15 protein-coding genes and 1 pseudogene are annotated in these 16,602 nt (G+C 63.3%); 4 read left to right on the top strand and 12 right to left on the bottom strand.

The window, feature by feature from the left end:
* Positions 1-29 precede the first annotated feature (29 nt).
* Positions 30-2,090, top strand: a complete 2,061-nt coding sequence (locus tag VIL88_RS07605; RefSeq protein WP_331987439.1) for a response regulator — start codon at positions 30-32, stop codon at positions 2,088-2,090.
* A gap of 126 nt (positions 2,091-2,216) precedes the next feature.
* Here the strand turns inward: VIL88_RS07605 and VIL88_RS07600 are convergent, their stop codons facing one another.
* Entirely contained in the window at positions 2,217-2,600 is a 384-nt protein-coding gene (locus VIL88_RS07600) for an SPW repeat domain-containing protein (protein ID WP_331987438.1), read from the bottom strand.
* A gap of 92 nt (positions 2,601-2,692) precedes the next feature.
* On the opposite strand from VIL88_RS07600, the pseudogene VIL88_RS18105 reads away from it, so the two are divergent.
* A pseudogene (locus VIL88_RS18105) lies at positions 2,693-3,034 on the top strand (DUF4267 domain-containing protein); the annotation flags it as partial.
* A 58-nt stretch (positions 3,035-3,092) separates the two neighbouring features.
* On the opposite strand, the gene VIL88_RS07595 reads toward VIL88_RS18105, so the two are convergent.
* Positions 3,093-3,560 (bottom strand): DUF2231 domain-containing protein, encoded by a 468-nt coding sequence (locus VIL88_RS07595; protein WP_331987437.1) that lies wholly within the window; start codon positions 3,558-3,560, stop codon positions 3,093-3,095.
* 515 nt (positions 3,561-4,075) lie between these two features.
* Between VIL88_RS07595 and VIL88_RS07590 the strand changes: the two genes are divergently transcribed.
* Positions 4,076-5,236, top strand: a complete 1,161-nt coding sequence (locus VIL88_RS07590) for a glycosyltransferase family 87 protein (RefSeq protein WP_331987435.1) — start codon at positions 4,076-4,078, stop codon at positions 5,234-5,236.
* Here the strand turns inward: VIL88_RS07590 and VIL88_RS07585 are convergent.
* From VIL88_RS07585 to VIL88_RS07555, 7 genes are read right to left on the bottom strand one after another with little or no spacing between them, the layout of a single operon-like run.
* The gene (locus VIL88_RS07585) at positions 5,158-6,786 is read right to left on the bottom strand and encodes a hypothetical protein (protein ID WP_331987433.1); all 1,629 of its coding nucleotides are present in this window, start codon (positions 6,784-6,786) and stop codon (positions 5,158-5,160) included. The genes VIL88_RS07590 and VIL88_RS07585 overlap by 79 nt on opposite strands.
* Positions 6,783-8,294 carry a hypothetical protein gene (locus VIL88_RS07580; RefSeq protein WP_331987431.1) on the bottom strand — a complete coding sequence of 504 codons (1,512 nt, stop codon included), beginning with the start codon at positions 8,292-8,294 and terminating at the stop codon, positions 6,783-6,785. The genes VIL88_RS07585 and VIL88_RS07580 overlap by 4 nt, the downstream gene beginning before the upstream one ends.
* Positions 8,291-9,901, bottom strand: coding sequence for a hypothetical protein (locus VIL88_RS07575; RefSeq protein ID WP_331987429.1), 1,611 nt, complete (start codon positions 9,899-9,901; stop codon positions 8,291-8,293). The genes VIL88_RS07580 and VIL88_RS07575 overlap by 4 nt, the downstream gene beginning before the upstream one ends.
* A gap of 1 nt (position 9,902) precedes the next feature.
* On the bottom strand, positions 9,903-10,646 hold the full coding sequence (locus tag VIL88_RS07570; protein WP_331987427.1) for an SDR family oxidoreductase: 744 nt from the start codon (positions 10,644-10,646) through the stop codon (positions 9,903-9,905).
* Positions 10,643-11,968, bottom strand: coding sequence for an FAD-binding oxidoreductase (locus VIL88_RS07565; protein WP_331987425.1), 1,326 nt, complete (start codon positions 11,966-11,968; stop codon positions 10,643-10,645). The genes VIL88_RS07570 and VIL88_RS07565 overlap by 4 nt, the downstream gene beginning before the upstream one ends.
* The gene (locus VIL88_RS07560; protein ID WP_331987423.1) at positions 11,969-12,367 is read right to left on the bottom strand and encodes a GtrA family protein; all 399 of its coding nucleotides are present in this window, start codon (positions 12,365-12,367) and stop codon (positions 11,969-11,971) included.
* A gap of 52 nt (positions 12,368-12,419) precedes the next feature.
* Positions 12,420-13,961 (bottom strand): UbiA family prenyltransferase, encoded by a 1,542-nt coding sequence (locus VIL88_RS07555; RefSeq protein WP_331987421.1) that lies wholly within the window; start codon positions 13,959-13,961, stop codon positions 12,420-12,422.
* Between the two features lie 240 nt (positions 13,962-14,201).
* Between VIL88_RS07555 and VIL88_RS07550 the strand changes: the two genes are divergently transcribed.
* Positions 14,202-14,399 (top strand): DUF2934 domain-containing protein, encoded by a 198-nt coding sequence (locus VIL88_RS07550; RefSeq protein WP_331987419.1) that lies wholly within the window; start codon positions 14,202-14,204, stop codon positions 14,397-14,399.
* Here the strand turns inward: VIL88_RS07550 and VIL88_RS07545 are convergent.
* The 3 genes from VIL88_RS07545 to VIL88_RS07535 all read right to left on the bottom strand — a co-directional run bounded on the left by VIL88_RS07545 (position 14,396) and on the right by VIL88_RS07535 (position 16,583).
* Entirely contained in the window at positions 14,396-14,602 is a 207-nt protein-coding gene (locus VIL88_RS07545; RefSeq protein ID WP_331987417.1) for a hypothetical protein, read from the bottom strand. The genes VIL88_RS07550 and VIL88_RS07545 overlap by 4 nt on opposite strands.
* A 62-nt stretch (positions 14,603-14,664) precedes the next feature.
* On the bottom strand, positions 14,665-15,522 hold the full coding sequence (gene bla / locus VIL88_RS07540) for a class A beta-lactamase (RefSeq protein ID WP_349257495.1): 858 nt from the start codon (positions 15,520-15,522) through the stop codon (positions 14,665-14,667).
* A 17-nt stretch (positions 15,523-15,539) separates the two neighbouring features.
* The gene (locus VIL88_RS07535; RefSeq protein WP_331987413.1) at positions 15,540-16,583 is read right to left on the bottom strand and encodes an NAD-dependent epimerase/dehydratase family protein; all 1,044 of its coding nucleotides are present in this window, start codon (positions 16,581-16,583) and stop codon (positions 15,540-15,542) included.
* Between the last annotated feature and the right edge of the window lie 19 nt (positions 16,584-16,602).

Here is a 16,602-nt window from a genome sequence, read left to right as displayed (position 1 = left end):
TAAGCTGACGGCAGAACAGGCACAGAGAAGTGACGTTGCAGATCTCAAGACACTTCCGCCAGAACAGCGTCAGGCTGCTGGTCCTTGCCGCCTTGCTGCCGCTGACTCTGGGCGCAGCTTTCCTGTCCCAGCTGTATCAGCGAAGCGAAGAACACCAGATCGACGAACAGTTGCGGCGCACGGCAGAACGCGCAGCGCTCTCGGTCACCAAGGCTCTCGATACGCAGGTCGCGCTTCTGACCATTCTGGCCGAGTCGCCGCGGCTCGATCCGCCGATGGAGGCTGCGGCCTTTCGGGAAATCGCGGATCGCCTTCGCGAGCGGCTGCCGGAATGGTCGAGCATCCGTGTTTCAGACCTCCAAGGAAATCTCCTGACGACCTCTCCGCTTCTGCGTGAAGGAGTGGCCTCAAAGGCAGTGGATCTCGAAAGCCTTCGGCAAAGCGTTGCGACCGCAACGCCCGTGATCGGATCACTTGTTGTCGGGCCCTTGGGCTCGGCAGCCTTCGCCGTCCGAGTGCCCGTGCTTCGCAACGGTGTTGTGGTGAGCGTCCTCAGCGCCGTTCTCCGGCCCCCGACCCTGATCGCCGCCGCCGAGGAAAGCGCCATTCCGGCCGGATGGCAGGTCAAGATCCTGGACGATCAAGGACGGACGATCGCAGAACCTTCCGGTGCGGCGGCGGCAGAGCAGCCCTTAGCGGATGTGGTGCATCTGGAGGCTCCGGCTACCGATGTCGGGAAGGGGCTCCGGGCGATTGCCAGCCCAGTGGGAAGTTCGGGATGGCGTGTTTTCGTTGGCATGCCACTGGAACAGTATCAGGCGCCGGGCCGGGCTGCGCTCTGGGCCCTTATGGCCGCCGGGCTTCTGTCAGCTGCCATTGTCGGGTCGGGGGTGGTCCTGGCACGCCGAGAACTCAAGGCCGCCCAGGAGCGTGACGTCATTGTCGCGACATGGCAGCGCTTCGATGCCCTGAGCAAAATGGCCGGTGGCCTGTCCCACGACTTCAACAATCTGCTGATGGGCATGCTGTCAGGTGTCGAGCAGCTCAGGAAGCGCCGTGACGATCCTGCGCGCTTCGACCAAACCGCGCGGCTCATGCTGGAGAGCGTCGAGAAGGGACGTGTCACGGTGCAACGCTTGGCCAGTTTCACCAAGCGTTCCGATGCCGGCGCCCGGCTGGTTTGCTTGAGGGAGCGCTCCAAGGGCCTAATGGAGATCATCGCCCAGGCGCTGCCCGCCAATATAGCAGTACGCGCCGATATTGCTCCCGACCTTTGGGCGGTGCGCCTCGATCTTCAGGATCTGGAAGTTGCGCTGGTCAATCTCGCGGCCAACAGCCGGGATGCCATGCCCGATGGCGGCGAGATCGTCCTCGAAATCCGTAATGTCCTGGCCGCCGAGCAACTGACGCCGCAGATGCGCGGTCCGGCGGTAGCCATTTCCCTGCGCGACAACGGCCGGGGCATTGCGCCCGAGCACATCCACCGCGTCTTTGACCCCTTCTTCACCACAAGGGGACCCGACGCCAAGGGCCTTGGGCTAAGTCAGGTCTATGGCTTTGCCCGGCGCTCGGGCGGCGCGGCAGTTGCATCGAGCGTGCCCAATGCGGGAACAATTGTCCATATCCTGCTCCCGCGGGTCGAGGTCGCTTCGCACGAGACGGTGGAGGCAGAGGCCGCCGATCTCTCGCCCCTGTCCGGTATGCGAGTGCTCGTAGTTGACGACGATGCTACCGTGGCTCAGGGCGTGGCCGGCATCGTCGAGAGTGCCGGCATGCTGGTCGACATTGCCGCTTCGGGAGCGGAGGGCCTGTTCAAGCTCAACAGTGCCCGGTTCGACCTGCTGATCTCGGACATCACCATGCCAGCCATGTCGGGTATCGAACTGGCCGAGCAGGCCGTCGCCGCTGATCAGAACCTGGCTGTGGTACTGATGACCGGCTATAGCGATCAACTGGAAAACGGCAGCCGCGTCGCTTTCCCGATCCTTCCCAAGCCGTTCGGAGAGGAGCTCCTCCTCCGCACCGCGGCCGAGGCGGTGAGCGCCAGGAGAGCATCCGGGAACGTCGTGCAGCTTGCCACGAAGCGATGAGAAACGATCGTTGCTCAGCAGTTCACCAATCGAAGCTGCTTCAAAGTCTAAGTGTGCTAGGACATATCAAGCGGAGGGGCGGCGCCCCTTGCGTGGCACCGCCCCTGGTCAGCCTTAAGTCAGATCTTAGCGATGTGCTGCGCTGCCCACCGAAGCGTGCCCGTCGTAGGCAGAGTGCTTCTGGGTCGTCAGGGCGACGCCGATTTCAAGCGCGCCGAGCACGACATGGGGCATCCACATCTGCTCGGCGAAGCCGAATAGCCATGGGGACACAGCAAGCAGCAAGCCGACGAGCACGTCCGCGCCAATATGGACGGGCATGGGAATGATCTTGGCGATGCTCAGTTCGTATTTGGTCAAGAGGCTGGTCATAAGAATGACCACGCCCAAGACGACCGGCACCCACAGAGCCGCTTCCGACTGAGCGCCGAAGTTGAAGAGAAAGGGCACCACGATCAGAGCCAGGCCCATTACGTAGTCGATGATGCCATGTGTGCGAGTATTGATCATTTCTGCCTCCAGAGGTTAGTCGTCTGATTCAACGGCAACCTCCGCCTGCAGTTCCGCCTTCTTACCTGAAGCAACAAGAGGCGGAGACCGACATGCTGTCGCGGCAGATATGGCTTACACTGACCCTCATGCTTGCGGTTGTTTTCGCAGTACTGGGCGCGTTGTTTGTGCTGGCGCCAGAGCCGGCCTCCGCAATATTTGGTGTGCCCCTCGGGTCTCACGCGGACAGCACCTATGTACGGGCCCTCGGCATCCGCGACTTGGCCCTTTGCGGCTTCATAGTCGCCCTGGCTCCGGTTTCCGTCCCCGCGCTCCGGCGCCTGCTGGCGGCTAGCGCCCTGATCCCCTTAGGTGATATCGTCTTGGTTTTACTCACTGGCGGACCAGGAGCACCCCTGCCGCTGATGCTTCATGCTGCCAGCGCCGCGGTGCTCGTGGGTCTAGTCATCACCGCGCCAAAGATTTGCCGCCTTCCGTGCCTGAGGCGCAATCCTAGGTCCTATCGTCCGGGAGCATACCGACGCGGTGGCGATAGGAAAGCTCGCCGCCCTTCCAGCCGGTATAGAGGATCAGGACAACCACTAGGGTGGATAACAGTAGGCCCCAGGGTAGAACGACCTGGGCACCACTGCTTGCCCTGAGCCAGAGGCTGACGACAGCCAGCACAACCGCAACCAAGTTGCCGACCATGTGACGCCAGGCATCTTTGATCGCCCGGATCTTGCTGTTGCCGAAGAAGTCCATGAAGCCAGCGACAGCGGCGATGGCCGCAGTGACGAGGGCGCCGACCAGGGCCCAGAAGGCGGCCGATGCCCAGAACGTATCGCCAGTACCCCAGAAGGCCAGGTCACAGGCAAATGTCCCAACCAGAAGCCCGATGGGAAGGGGGATCAGCATGGGGTGGAGCGGATGCCCGCCGATTTGAGCCGTGGTGGAAAGTCCCCGAAGATCCTGCGCCATAGCTAACTTCTCCAAGCCGCATTCCTCTGCTGGATCAATGAGGCTGCATCGCTTGTGTTCCGAAGCAAAACCCAGGTTTGACAGTGAGACGACTGGTGCAGAGACGTGGGGCAGCACCAAGCGGATTAGTGTGTGTTGCTTTGTTGCTTGGGATCGAACCGGGCGTCGCTTACCTCATTGTGAGGGTAGCGCCGCTGCGGACGACACTGATGGACCATTTCTGGCCTCCCAAACGGCCGCAAGACAGTCTCGATTATGCGGTGGTCCGGGCGGCTGTGCGGCGAAGACATCGTCCGATCGGCCTTCATCGTTCCCCCAGTCGGGGTAAAGCTGAGCGAAAGCGCGAACAAGACGGGGACGCGTGTCTGGCTTACCGGCTAAGCGGGCTGCAGCTATCCCCTCGACATTCGGAGAACGACGTCCACCCGGCGCAAGATCACGCAGAGGATCTACTTGCCCGTGGCCGACTGATCACCCTTCATGTGTTATGACAAGGAAAGTGGAGGACGAACTTCATGAGCTATGTCGAGGTGCGCTCGCCCAGCAAAGGGCCTGCGGTGGTTTACGCCCTGGCGGCGGCTCTGCTGTTGGCGCTGTCGGTCTGGACCATCTATGGTGAGTGGCACCGGGTTGTTCCGCCGCACGGACTATGGGACTTCGGTGCTTTCGTGGCGTCGGGCCGCGCCGCGGCCGAAGGGCTCAATCCCTACGGGATCTATCCCCCACTGACGCCTCATGTGGTTTTTCCGGGCTTTGAAACCTGGAACCCCAATCTTAATCCTCCCATTTCGGCACTGCTGTTCCAATTGTTTGACCTGGCGCCGCCGGAGACCACCTTTCAAGTTTGGAACCTGATTTCCGCCGCCTGCTACCTTGTCGTCATCGCGCTTCTCGCCTGGCGCTATGCGCCCAATGGCTGGGCCGCCCTGCTCGCCGTTTGGGCGCTGGCGCTGGCCGGCTTCTGGGACACGCTCTATCTGGGCCAGATCTATATCCCGCTGGTCCTCTCGACCGTCGGCGCCTGGCTCTTGCTGGAACGCCGGCAGTGGGTTTTCGCGGGTGTTTTGATCGGCGTCGTGATCGCCATGAAGCCGAATTTCCTGGTCTGGCCAGTGCTGCTGTTTTTGGCCGGCTATCGAAAGTCGAGCATCGCCTCGGTGCTCTGCGCAGCCGTGATCAGCGCGATCCCGCTCGTCGTGTACGGCCCGGAGATCTACCGGCAGTGGCTGGAGCTGGTCGTGTCCGATGGCGAGCGCGCCTTTTTCCTGACCAACGCATCGCTCTCCGGCTTCGGCGCACGCGCCGGCATTCCCCTGCTCGGTACAGCCTTGAGCGGATTGCTGCTGCTGGCCTTGGCCGCCTGGGCCTTCTTCAAGCGCCCCTCGGTGATGCGCGTCAGCAGCTTCGCCCTGCTCGGCGCCATCATGGCTTCGCCGCTGGGTTGGATCCAGTACACGCTGTTCCTGCTACCGGTCATGGTCGCCTATTGGCGGCAGTGGCCCATGTGGCTTGTGGCGGCAATGCTGGCCATCCCGGTGCCCATTGTGCTCGGCTATTTCGGCGCCGCCCCGGCTGTCCAGCTCACCGTCGGGTCAACCTATGGCTGGGCGCTGGTTCTTTGTCTGGTGACGCTGGTATTTGCCAGCGAACCGGAAGAGCCTGGCCGCCGGGCATAGATGCGCCAGTCAGCGGTTTCGCGGACCAGCCGGAAATTGGCATCGAGGTAAGGCGCATAGATCCGGCGCATGCCCGCGGCGGTCCAGAACTCGATCGGCGCCTTGGGCTCCATGATGACCTGGGCATCGGCGAGAATTTCTTCCGCGGGTGGATAGACCGTGTCATCCAGCGTCCGGCCCCAATGGTACCAAGGGTAGTCGCCGCGCGCCGGCGGCAAGCCGAGGCCAGCGGTGAAGGGGCCAACGAAGTCGAAGACGACGACGCGCTCGGGCTCTGGCTCCATCTGGGCCAGCGCTGCGGCGCCATCGGCCAGCGAGCGGTTGTAGCGCGAGAAGTTCTGGAACAGCCCGTCGTTGGAGAGGCGCGCCAGATGCACCGCCTCGAAGCCGGGCATGGGCATCGGCTCGGCTTGCCGCGTTATGGCAAGCCCCGTGTGGAGCAGCAGCGTGAGGCTATATTGCACCGCCACCGGAAGCATCAGAATGGCCAGCAACAAGGGCAGACCCCGGGCCACTGCGCCCGTGCGCGGCTTCTCGGACAGCCTCACCGCCATGACTGCCGCGCCTGCCGCCAGGGTCAGAATACCGACCGTTTGGAAGTTCTGCTCGATGATGAGGATCCCGGCGCCGAGGCAGAAGTTGGCAAACAGCCAGTCGCGGAAGCGGCGGCGGCTGATAAGGAGGGCTGCAGCAAAAATCAGGTAGACGGCTATGTCGGCCAGATTCTGCAGCACGATGGTGACGAGGCGCTGCAGGTCCGGCAGATCCCCGCTGACATCGGCTGCGAGCTGCAGATCGGCGATATAGGTCAGGCTGCCGCGCCAGATCAGTTCGACCAGAACCGCGCTCACGCCGCAGGTGGCGAGAGCGAGCGCCATAGCCAGCCTCTGCTGGCGGTCGGTCAGCATGAAAAGGAGGAAACCGAGCGCCACGAGACCATAGCTGGCCTTCATGTAGACGAGCAGCAAGGTCAGCGCTGTCGCCGAAGCTGCGTCCAGCCATGTCTGCCAGCGGTGCGGTCGCACCGGCGGCAGGTACAGCACGAACAGCAGGCCCAGTGCGGCCCAACCGATGCGGTTGTAGAACATTGCAAAGGACAGGTCGGCTATTCCCTCGCCCGGATTAAGAGGCGCCGTGGCGGCCACAAGCAGGAACCCGGCCAGCGGCAACCCGATCGCGGCCGGCATGCGTGTGCCGATGAGATGTGCGCCGATTACCGAAAGCAGCACCACGACCAGCGCCAGGCCGACGGGCATGGCGGCGCCCAGGCTGCCGGTCAAGCCATAGCCGATGGCGGGCAGGTAGAAGGCAAGCGGCCCGAGCGAGGAATGGAAGTCGCGATTGGGAACTTGGCCCTCGACGATGCGATAGGCCCCGTCGAGGAAGATGAAGAGGTCATTTACATATTTTGTGGTGACGGTTTGGCCGGGCAGGGCCAGCAGCAGCGCCAGAACGACGCCCAGGGCCACGATGACCCGGGGAACGGAGAGGAAGCGGCGCAGGCTGGACATGTCAGCGCGGGCTGGTCTGCTATCAAGCACTGTACTCATGGCGTGGTTCTCGGCACGAAAAGCTTCCAGGTCCTTGTATTGCGCACCAGTTGCCAGTTCGCGGAAAGATAGGGTTCGTAGATCTCCGATAATTGGGCACTGTTGATGCCGATCTTGGGGATCATGACCACGGCGGCGCCAGCAAAGAGTTGCTCGGGCTTAGGATGGTGCGCGGCGCTGATGTTGCGGCCCCAGTGCATCCACGACAGGTCGCCGGTAGGGGGCGCAAGGTTCAACCCGGCCGAGAACGGGTTGGCAAAATCGAGGACCAGCACCTGCTCCGGAGCAGGTTTGCGTTGCTCCAGCATGGCCGCCCCCTCGGCGAACGTGCCGATATAAAGCTCACTGAAGCCGTTGTCGCCCGGGGACCAGAGCCTGCCGAAGCGAACTTCTTGGAAGCGGGGTAGCGGCAATGGCGCGCCGAAATCGGCGAAGGCCAGCGCGGAATGGGTGACAAAGGCGATCGTGTGCCGCGCAATGGGCGGCAGGGCGAGAAGCAGGAACAGGAGCGCTGCGCCAGACAAAGCCCGCGCCGAGCCGGAGCGGATAATGGTTTCTCCGGCGACCGCTGCGGCGGCAAACAGAGTGATGATCCCCCAGCTATGGGCGTTCTGCGACAAGATCAGCACGCCGCCGCCGAAGCACAGGCCATAGAATAAGAGGTCCTGGAGGCGAGGCCGGCAGAAGAGCGCCCAAACGGCAAGCACGGCAGCGACAAGCAAGTCTGGGAGGTTGTTGAGGCCGGCCTGAACGATGGCCCGGAGGCTCCGGTCACCGCTCACCTTCGCGGTGGCCAGAAGATCGTTGACGTGGCCGGCAGTGCCTCCCCAGACCAGTTCCACGAGCACGCCGCAGGCCGCGATGAGGCCAATGGCGACGGCTGCCGAAAAGCGCTGCCGGCTGTTGAACAGACTTAGCAGGACAAAGGCCAGCGCCACGGGCGCATAGGTGATCTTGGTGTAGATCGTTATTAGCACCAGCAGGGCCGCCGCCCCCGCGTCCAGCCACGGAATGGCCTTTCCGCCGGACGTTGGTTCGAGATGCAAGATAGCCAGCAATCCCAACGCGAACCAGCCGATGCGGTTGTAGAACATGGCAAAGGAGAGCGAGGAAAGCGGATCGCCGAGATTGACCGGCGTGGCAAGGATCAGCAGGAGGAAGAGCGCGAAGGTGACGCCGAGGACCGGCCGGAGCCGGCTGGTCACGACATACGCGAGGACCGGCGTGAGCACCAGGATCAGCACGCCCATCCCTACGGGCAAGGCGCCACCCATGCGGCCCGACAGCCACAGTCCCACGGCCGGCAGATAGTAGACTAGCGGGCCCAGTGCGGTATGGAAATCCCGGTTGGGCATCTGCCCGAAGGCGACCCGCTGCGCCCCATCGAGGAAGATCAAGACGTCATTTATATAGGCGGTGGTGATGGTTCGAGCCGGCAGCGCCAACAGCAGGGACAAGGTTATAGCGGCGGCGACGATCGTTGCCGCAGGAACCGAAATCCGGGTCATGGAATCGTCGGCTCGGCGCCGGTGGTGCGCTGGTAGATGCGCCAGTCTCGCGTCTGCGCGGCGACGGTGAAGTGCTCGACTACGTAGGGCAGGTAGACCGCGCCCAGGTCACCCGTGCCGCCTGCAGCAAGGCGCTCCATCACGGTGTCGGCCGAGGAGAGAAACTGCTCGGGATCGATATGGTGCGCCGGATTGTGCGTGGCGCCCCAGCGCATCTGCGCGACATCGCCTGTAGCTGGAGCCAGGTCCAGCGTGGCGGAGAAAGGGTTGGGCCCGCCCAGAACAACGATGCGGCCGGGAGGCTGGTCCGCAGCTTCGAGCGCCCTCAAGCCGTCGCCGACGAGATCAAGGTACCAGCGGCTGCCGCCGAACTCGCCGGGCGTCCACAAGTCGGCGAGGCGCACCCGTTCAAGACGGGCGATGGCAAGCGATTGACCGCCATTGACCACGGCTGTGCCCGCATGGAGCAGCAGTGCGGCAGTGCAATGGACCATGGTGGGGAACAACAGGCCGAACAGAAAGAGCTGGACGCCCGCTGCGTTGACCAACTGACCGGCCGGAGCGGGCTTGTGCGCCATCTCGCGAAGCAGCCGTTCGGCGACCACGGCGGCCGCAGCATGCATAACGATGATGCCCCAGCGCTGGTCGTTCTGGTTGATCAACCAGAAACCGGCAAGGGCGCAGAACAGCACGAACAGGAGATCGCGCAGGCGGAATCGACGCCAGAACAGCAGGCCGGAAAGAAAGCCGAGGAGTATGTAATCGGCGAAATTGCCCAGGAAGAGTTCGAGCCACTGCGCCGGTGTGCCGCGCAGCAGTCCGCCGGCAGCGAGGGCAAGCCCGACATCTTCTGCATAAGCAAACGAGCTGCGCCAGACGAGCTCGATCAGACCGGCTGCAACGACCACCGCGGCCAGCGACAAGGCAGCCCAACGCCACTGGCGCCGGTCGGTCAGCATGAAGAGGAGGAAGACCAGCGCCACCAGTCCATAGGTGGCCCTGGTGTAGATCAAGAGGAGCACCAGCCCGGCCGCGCAGGCGACATCCATCAGCAGGCGCGGCTGAATTTTACCGCGTACCGGGAGGAAGAATACCAGCAGGGCCGCCAACCCGACCCAGCCGATCCGGTTGAAAAACTGGTTGAAGGACAGGGCCGTTATGCCGTCGCCGAGGTTCAGCGGCGCGGCAAGTACCACCAGCAGGAAGAAGCCGAAGGGAATGGCCAGCGCAGGCGAGAGCCGCGAGGGAAGCACATAGGATAAAACAGCTGCCACAACCGCGACCACGATCGCGTTGCCGAGCGGCAGCGCCGCCCCGAGGCTGCCGGTCAGCCAATAGCCAAGGGCCGGAATATAGGCGACGAGGGGCCCAAAGGCGCTATGGAAATCCCGGTTCGGGACCTGTCCCCAGGATACCCGCTGGACGCCATCAAGGATGGCGAACAGATCCTCAAGCAGCCGCGTCGCCACCGTTTCGCCGGGCAATGCAAGTGCCACTGCCAGCAGCAGCCCGACCGCAAGAATGATGCGCCCCGGCGCCGCCATGACCCGCTCCCAGGAGAGCTGAAGCCAGGGCGTGCCCGTCCTCCTAGCGGCGACGTCGCTCATGCTAGAGCCGCATCTTCTTGAAGACCGGTTCCGGTATGAGGCAGATGGCCGTCATTACCGGACGCCAGATCTTGCGGACATAGTGGACACCGGAGCGCGACTTCTCGACTGCCGCCAGAATGGCATTGCCCACTTCATCCGGCTCGGCCGTGAGCAGTGGCGGCAGTTTCATACCGGACGTCATGCGTGTCCGCACGAAGCCGGGTTTGATGGTGATGACTTGCACATTGCTGGCGCTGGCCCGGTTGCGCAGACCGGAAAGGAATGCGGAAAAGCCAGCCTTCGCAGCGCCATAGACGTAGTTTGACCCGCGGCCACGATCTCCCGCCACCGAGCTGACGCCAACGATTGAACCGTGGCCGCGCTGGATGAACCGCTCGGCCAGGATTCCAAGCAGCAGCGACGGTCCTTCGAAATTGGTGCGTATGACCCGTGCGGCATGGGCGATGTCGGTCTGCGCCCGCTGCTGGTCGCCCAGTTCCCCCACCACGCACACAACCGCGTCGGGTAGCGGGACGAGACCACCCACGAAGCTCTCGAGCTTTTCGGTGTCGAGGATATTCAGAACCTCGGCGGTGACCGGAACACTGGTGCGGACGGCGATATCGGCGCGGTTGCGCTCGGCGGCCTCAAGGTTTCTTGCCGTGAGGTGAATGCGCCAGCCGGCCTTGGCAAAGGCGGTCGCCGTGGCATGGCCGATATCGGACGTGGCGCCGATAAGCAGGAGTGTCTTTTGTTCGCTCATATGCCCAGCCGCCTTGAAAGTTTCGATGTTATGTGGCCCTCGGCACCGATACTGCGCCTTACCTGCCGGAATGCTTCTAGTTCTGGATAGCCCTGCTCGAAGGTTGCGCGCGATTGCCTTGCGTCCTTCGCCAGGTAGAGCCTGCCGCCCGCGCGCGCCACCAAGCTATCGATTTCATCGAGCAGGGGGAATATCTCCTCGCTCACCTGGACATCGAGCGCCAGGGTATAGCCGCGCATTGGGAATGACAGCATGCCGCTGCCTTCGCCAAGCTTCTTGAGCACGGCCAGGAATGAGGCCTTGCCCGACCGGGCAAAGCGCGCCAGGATTTCACTGAGCACCGCTTCGGCATTGTCTGGCGGCACCACACATTGGTGCTGAAGAAAGCCGCGCTTGCCGTAGATGCGGTTCCACTGCCCCACCCCGTCGAGCGGGAAAAAATAGGGCTCGTACTGAACCAGAGTGTGCTCGCGACCGGCGGCGGACCCGCGCCGGAAGTAAAGCTCGTTGAAAGCCATCACCGACGCGCGGTTGAGCGTCCAGCCCGGCAGGTCCACGGGAACGCTGAGCCGCTTGCTGGCGGCAACGGCAAGCCTTTCCTTGCCGTCCACCACTTCCTCCGCCGACGCGTGCTCACCCGCATAGATCAGCGATCGGCCCAAAGCGGCGCCGCCCGCCAGGCAGTCAATCCAGGCCACCGAATAGGTCACCTCGTCAGCCGCATCCAGAGCCGCCAGCGCAGCGGAGAGGTTTGGCGCCACCGATGTCTGTTGCCTGATGAAGCTGGTTTCCACCCTCCGCAGCCGGATCGTGGCCTCGGCAATGGCGCCGGTAAGACCCATGCCGCCGATCGTCGCCCGGAAGAGCTCCCCGTTTTCGCTGGGCGAGCAGGTTACCGTCTGGCCGCTGGGAAGCACGAGGCGAAGGCTATGAACGGTCGCGCCGAAGCCCCCGTCGCGGTGGTGGTTCTTGCCATGAACGTCGGCAGCGATTGCCCCGCCAACCGTCACGAACTTGGTGCCCGGAACAACCGGCAGGAAAAAGCCGCGTGGCAGGAAAGTCTCGATGATATCGCCGAGCAGGACACCGCCCTCGACGGTGAGCAAGCACGCCTCCTCGTCGAAGGCCTTCATGCGGTCGAGGCCGCGCATCAACAACGTGGCGTCTTCCCCGATAGCCGCATCGCCATAGGCGCGGCCGTTGCCGCGGGCGACGAGGCCTTGATGCTGGCTGACTAAATGCCCAAGTTCATGCAGCCCTGCACGCGCTGCGAGTGGCTTGCTTTCATGGCGCGGATAGCGCCCCCAACCTTCCAGGAGCATTCAGGCGCGCTCCGCCCGGAAAACAAAGCGGCGATCGAGGGCATACTTGGCGGCGTAACCTACGGCCAGCCCAAGGGCACCACCAGCATATTTGGCGGTATCGGTCTGCCAGATCATCCAGGCCGTGAGCTCGAAACCCCAGAAGATAGCGGTCGTCGCCACGCTGAAGAGGCCATAGAGCCCGACCTTGCGTGCCTCGTCGGCCTTGCTGACAAAGCCGTCCTGAAACACCCAGAACTTGTCCAGCACGTATTTGGAGACGAAGCCCGTGCCTGTGCCGGCCAGGATGGACAGCATGAGGGGTGCCCAGGGCAGGGCAAGCAAAACGGCCTCCTGCGTCGCAAAATTCACGAGCGTCGAGATGACGGCAAAGAGGATGTAAAGCGCACCGGTGGTCATGCACGCGCCACGTTCAAAGTTCGCAACAGTTCAGCTCCGTTCACAGCCTGCCTCACATGGCACCTACAACCAAAGCGCCCGCTGCCGCCAAGGTGACGATGCTGACACGATCCTTGAGCGCAAAGACCATTGGGTCATCATGCATCTCGCCGCGGTGAGCCACGACGAGGGCACGGCCCAGCCAGAAGGTCAAGACCGGTGCAACTAGCCAAAGCAGGTCCGGCCGTGAATAGTTCGCCAGCGCTGCATCGCTGGTGCCGTAGAGAACGAACAGCGTAATAGCTTGGAAGCCCGCAGCCGCGGCAAGCGCGCCCACAATCAGGTAGTCGTCGTTGCGATAATCCCGGCTCGTGCTGTCGGGCAGCCCTGCCTCCCGGCGCGCCTGCATTTCCACAAACCGCTTGATCAGCGCGAGCGAGAGGAACCAGGCCATGAGGAAGCCCAGGAACCAGAAGGACAGGCCCGCCCCAATGGCCACTGCGCCGCCCACCACGCGAATGGTGTAAAGCCCGGCAAGCGCCACGACATCGCTCATCAACTGCCGCTTGAGGAAGAAAGAATAGGCGGTGGTCAGGACATAGTAGGCGACCAGCACACCGAGGAAGGGCAGCGAAATGGCCGACGCGATCGCCATCGAAATGCCAAGCAGTATGGGGACTGCCAGGACCGCGTCGGCAATCGGGATCGTCCCGGCTGCCAGGGGACGGAAGCGCTTGCTGCGATGCCCGCGATCGTCCTGGATGTCGATGAGGTCGTTGAGGATGTAGACACTGGACGCGCAAAGCGAAAAGGCAATCACCGCTGTCAGCGCAGCGAGGAACGCCGTCAGCTCGAACATCTGGCTCGTCAGCAAGGGCACGAAGACCAGAGCGTTCTTGGCGTATTGATGCACACGCATCAGGCGCAGCCATTCGCGCCAGGTGGCCCGGTCATGTTCGAGATGCTCGATGTCGTCGCACCGGCTGGCCAGCGCGCGGCCCACACCACCACTGGCGCGGATGGCCAGGGCCTTGGCGGCATGAGGCCATACTTCGAGGTCGGCCTTGTCGTTGCCGATATAGTCGAAGCCCTTTTCGCCGAACGTGTCGACGAGAAGCTCCGCCTTGACCCGGCCCGACAGGTTGGTGAATTCGTTGGTGGCGAACCACCCGTCGAACAGCCCGAGATGCTCGGCGATCGGAGCGACCAGCTTTTCGTGGCTTGCGGAGGCCAGGTAGACCGGACGGCCTTGGGCGCGCGCTTCCTGGAGGCAGCGGAGCACCACTTCATCATAGGGCAGGATGGAGGGGTTGAAATCGGCGGCTTCGGAAAGGCGGTGCTTGAGCACCGACTTGCCCTGCCTGAGCGCGGCGAACAATTCGATAACGGCATGCGGGCGCCGGCCCAGTTCGGCGAAGATGCGCTCGATCAGCAGGTCCGATCGCAGCAATGTGCCATCGAGGTCCACCACCAGCGGTCGCGGCGACCACAAGGGCACGACCGGGGCGCCGCCATGTTCGCTCACATCCTCGAAATAGGGCTGTACCGCCAGGTCGGAGGCTTCACCGTCGAATTCGCGTAATGCGCGCGCAGCGTATTGCTCGGAATTGCTCAATTTCCACCTGTGGGAGTTGACGCGGCACCCTCAGGCAAGCGTCGGGTTGCGACACTCAACTGCCGTTCCCGTGGCTCGTTCCGATCGCTAGGATTGATTATTCAAGGTTAATCATCAGTGCGGCACCTGAGTCGCACGCACCTGTTCAGACCTGGCCACTGGCAGCGTGCACTTCACGTGAGCGGCTCGTGGATCGTTCCTGGCCCATCCTGCGTTCTCAGCAGCACTGGAGGGCTTGTCATGTATGAAGACACCGAGAAATTCGTCGATATGGACTTCGAGCAGAAGGTCCGTGTGACGGCGTACCATCTTTGGGAAAACGATGGCCGACCGCTGGGCAAGGAGACCGACTACTGGTTCCGCGCCATGCAAATGCTGCTTGATGAGCGCACCGATGACGCGGCGCGGAACGACCAGGGGTCCGAGCGGGCCGGCTAGCGCTGCTGGGCGCAGGACTGCTTTTCCGTCGTATCTGCTTGCTCCTGCTCCGCCAGGCAGGCGCACTGCTGCTCGAACAGCTTTATCTCCGCTTCCGTAAGCTTGTTGCCGCGGATCAGCAGTTCAAGCTGGGAGCGGCAGAGTTCAAAGTCGCGGGCGGGCTGCGCTGCTGCAATGGTTTGAGCCGCAAGGATCAAGGCCAAGCAAATTGCACTCGAACGCATGTTTTGGTCTTTCGGAAAAGGATGACGGAATGCGACCGTTCTTACTCGTGCACCGCACGGGCAAGCGCAGCGCCGATTTCGGCTATGGCGGCGTTGCGCTCGGCCATGGAGGCCTCGGTTTCGGTAAGGTAGATCGCGGCGACGATGGGCTCGCGTTCAGACGGCCACATGACAGCGACAATGCCGCGCGTGCCGTAACCGCCAGCGCCGGTGCGGTCGGCAATGCGCCAGTCGGCAGGAATGCCGCTGCGCAGCAGCGGGCCACCAACTTCGTTGGCCATCAGCCAGGCAGTCAGTTGCTCTCGGTCGGCAGGTGGAAGCATATCCTCGGTTAGGAATGATTGGGCGAGGCTTGCCATGGCGCGCGGCGTCGTCGTGTCCAGCTCGGAGCCGGGTTCGCCTTCGTTGAGCTCGGGCTCCATGCGGTCCAGCCGTGTCGTCTCGTCTCCGGTCTCGCGCAGGAACTGTGTCACGGCTTGGGGGCCGCCCAGCACTTCAAGAAGATAGTTGGCGGCAGTGTTGTCGCTGGTGCGCAGGGTGGTTTCGCAGAGGAAAGCAGCCGAAACACTCTCGCCCACCATGGTTTCGGTCACCGGGGAATAGTCCACCAGGTCCGCGGCATCGATGGTGACCGTCTCTTCAGTAGCGTCGCGGTCGAGAAGGGTGGCGCAGGCCAGCATCTTGAAGGTGCTGGCCATCGGGAAGCGTTCGTCCGCGCGATATTCCCAACTCTGGCCGTCCTCGAAATCGTGGATATAGAGCCCGATCCGTGCATCAAGACGGTCCTCCAGCGCCCGGGCGAGTTGCACCAGATCGCTGGATGCTTCTTGGGCTGCCACGGCATCGGCGCCCAATAGTGCTGTCGCAGAAAGTGCGACGGCCAAAGCAGCCTTGATCATCACAATGTCCACAAGTTTCACGCGTCCCACTCCCAGTCCCCACGCAGTTCCGCCATGCCCTGCTCGAGCGAGATGGCGGGCTCGTATCCCAGTTCTGCCCGCGCCTTGCTGATGTCGAGCGTCACTTCCACGGCAGAGGTGGCGAAGGATTGCAGCGTAAGGGGGGCAACGATTCTGCCGTGCGAGATTTTTCCCAATGCGTCGCCGACGATGGCGATGGCGTGGAGAAGCCGGCGCGGCACCGACTTGTCCGGCGGCTCGACGCCCTGCGTTTCCAGCAGTTGGCTGGCAAACTGGCGGAAGGTGACCGGTGCGCCATCGGTGATGAAATAGACCTCTCCGCTTCTGCCGCCGGTGAGCACGCGTTCGATGCCGAGGCAGAGATTGGCGATGTGGGTCGTGGAGGTGAGGTAGCTTCCACCGTTGATCCAGGCCAGCTGACCCGATCGCGCCGCTTCCAGGAGATGCGGCAGCGCGGTGGTGTCGTCACGGCCCCAGACGAAGCGGGGACGGATCACGACGACATCGAGACTTCCGCCGCTAAAGGACAGGGCGATCTGTTCCGCAGCGGCCTTGCTGCGCGAGTAGCTGCCGGCAGGATTGCGTGGCAAGGGCCATGTCTCGTCCGCATTGACGATTGGCCTGCCAGTGGCGAGGACCGACTCGCTGCTGAGGTGGATGGCGCGGGTGACGCCCGCTGCTTGTGCTGCAGCAAACACGAGCCGTGTCCCCTCCTGGTTGGTCCGGAGTTGCTGTGCCGATGCCGGTCCGTGACTGGTGTCGGCAGCGGCGTGGATCAAGGCATCGCAGTCGCGCATGCCCTCGACGAGGGTGGGGACCAGAATGTCGCCAATGTATGGGATCGCGCCCAAGCCCTGCACGGTCTCGGCGGCCTTGGCGCTGCGCACCAAGCCCACCACTGCGCAGCCCTTGGCCACGAAGTGGCGGATGAGGTTGCGTCCGACATAGCCGCTGGCGCCTGTGACGAAGGGACGGCGCGGGGAAAATGGCGCGCGAGCGCCTTGGGCCGGCGGAGTAACCGCCTGCTGGATCGAAGTCATTGCTGTGTCCTGAGAATTG

The sequence above is a fragment of the Devosia sp. genome, assembly GCF_036563435.1.
Classification (GTDB): domain Bacteria; phylum Pseudomonadota; class Alphaproteobacteria; order Rhizobiales; family Devosiaceae; genus Devosia.
The sequence above is the reverse complement of the archived record's forward strand: the minus strand, read 5'-3'. Positions and strand labels throughout refer to the sequence as shown.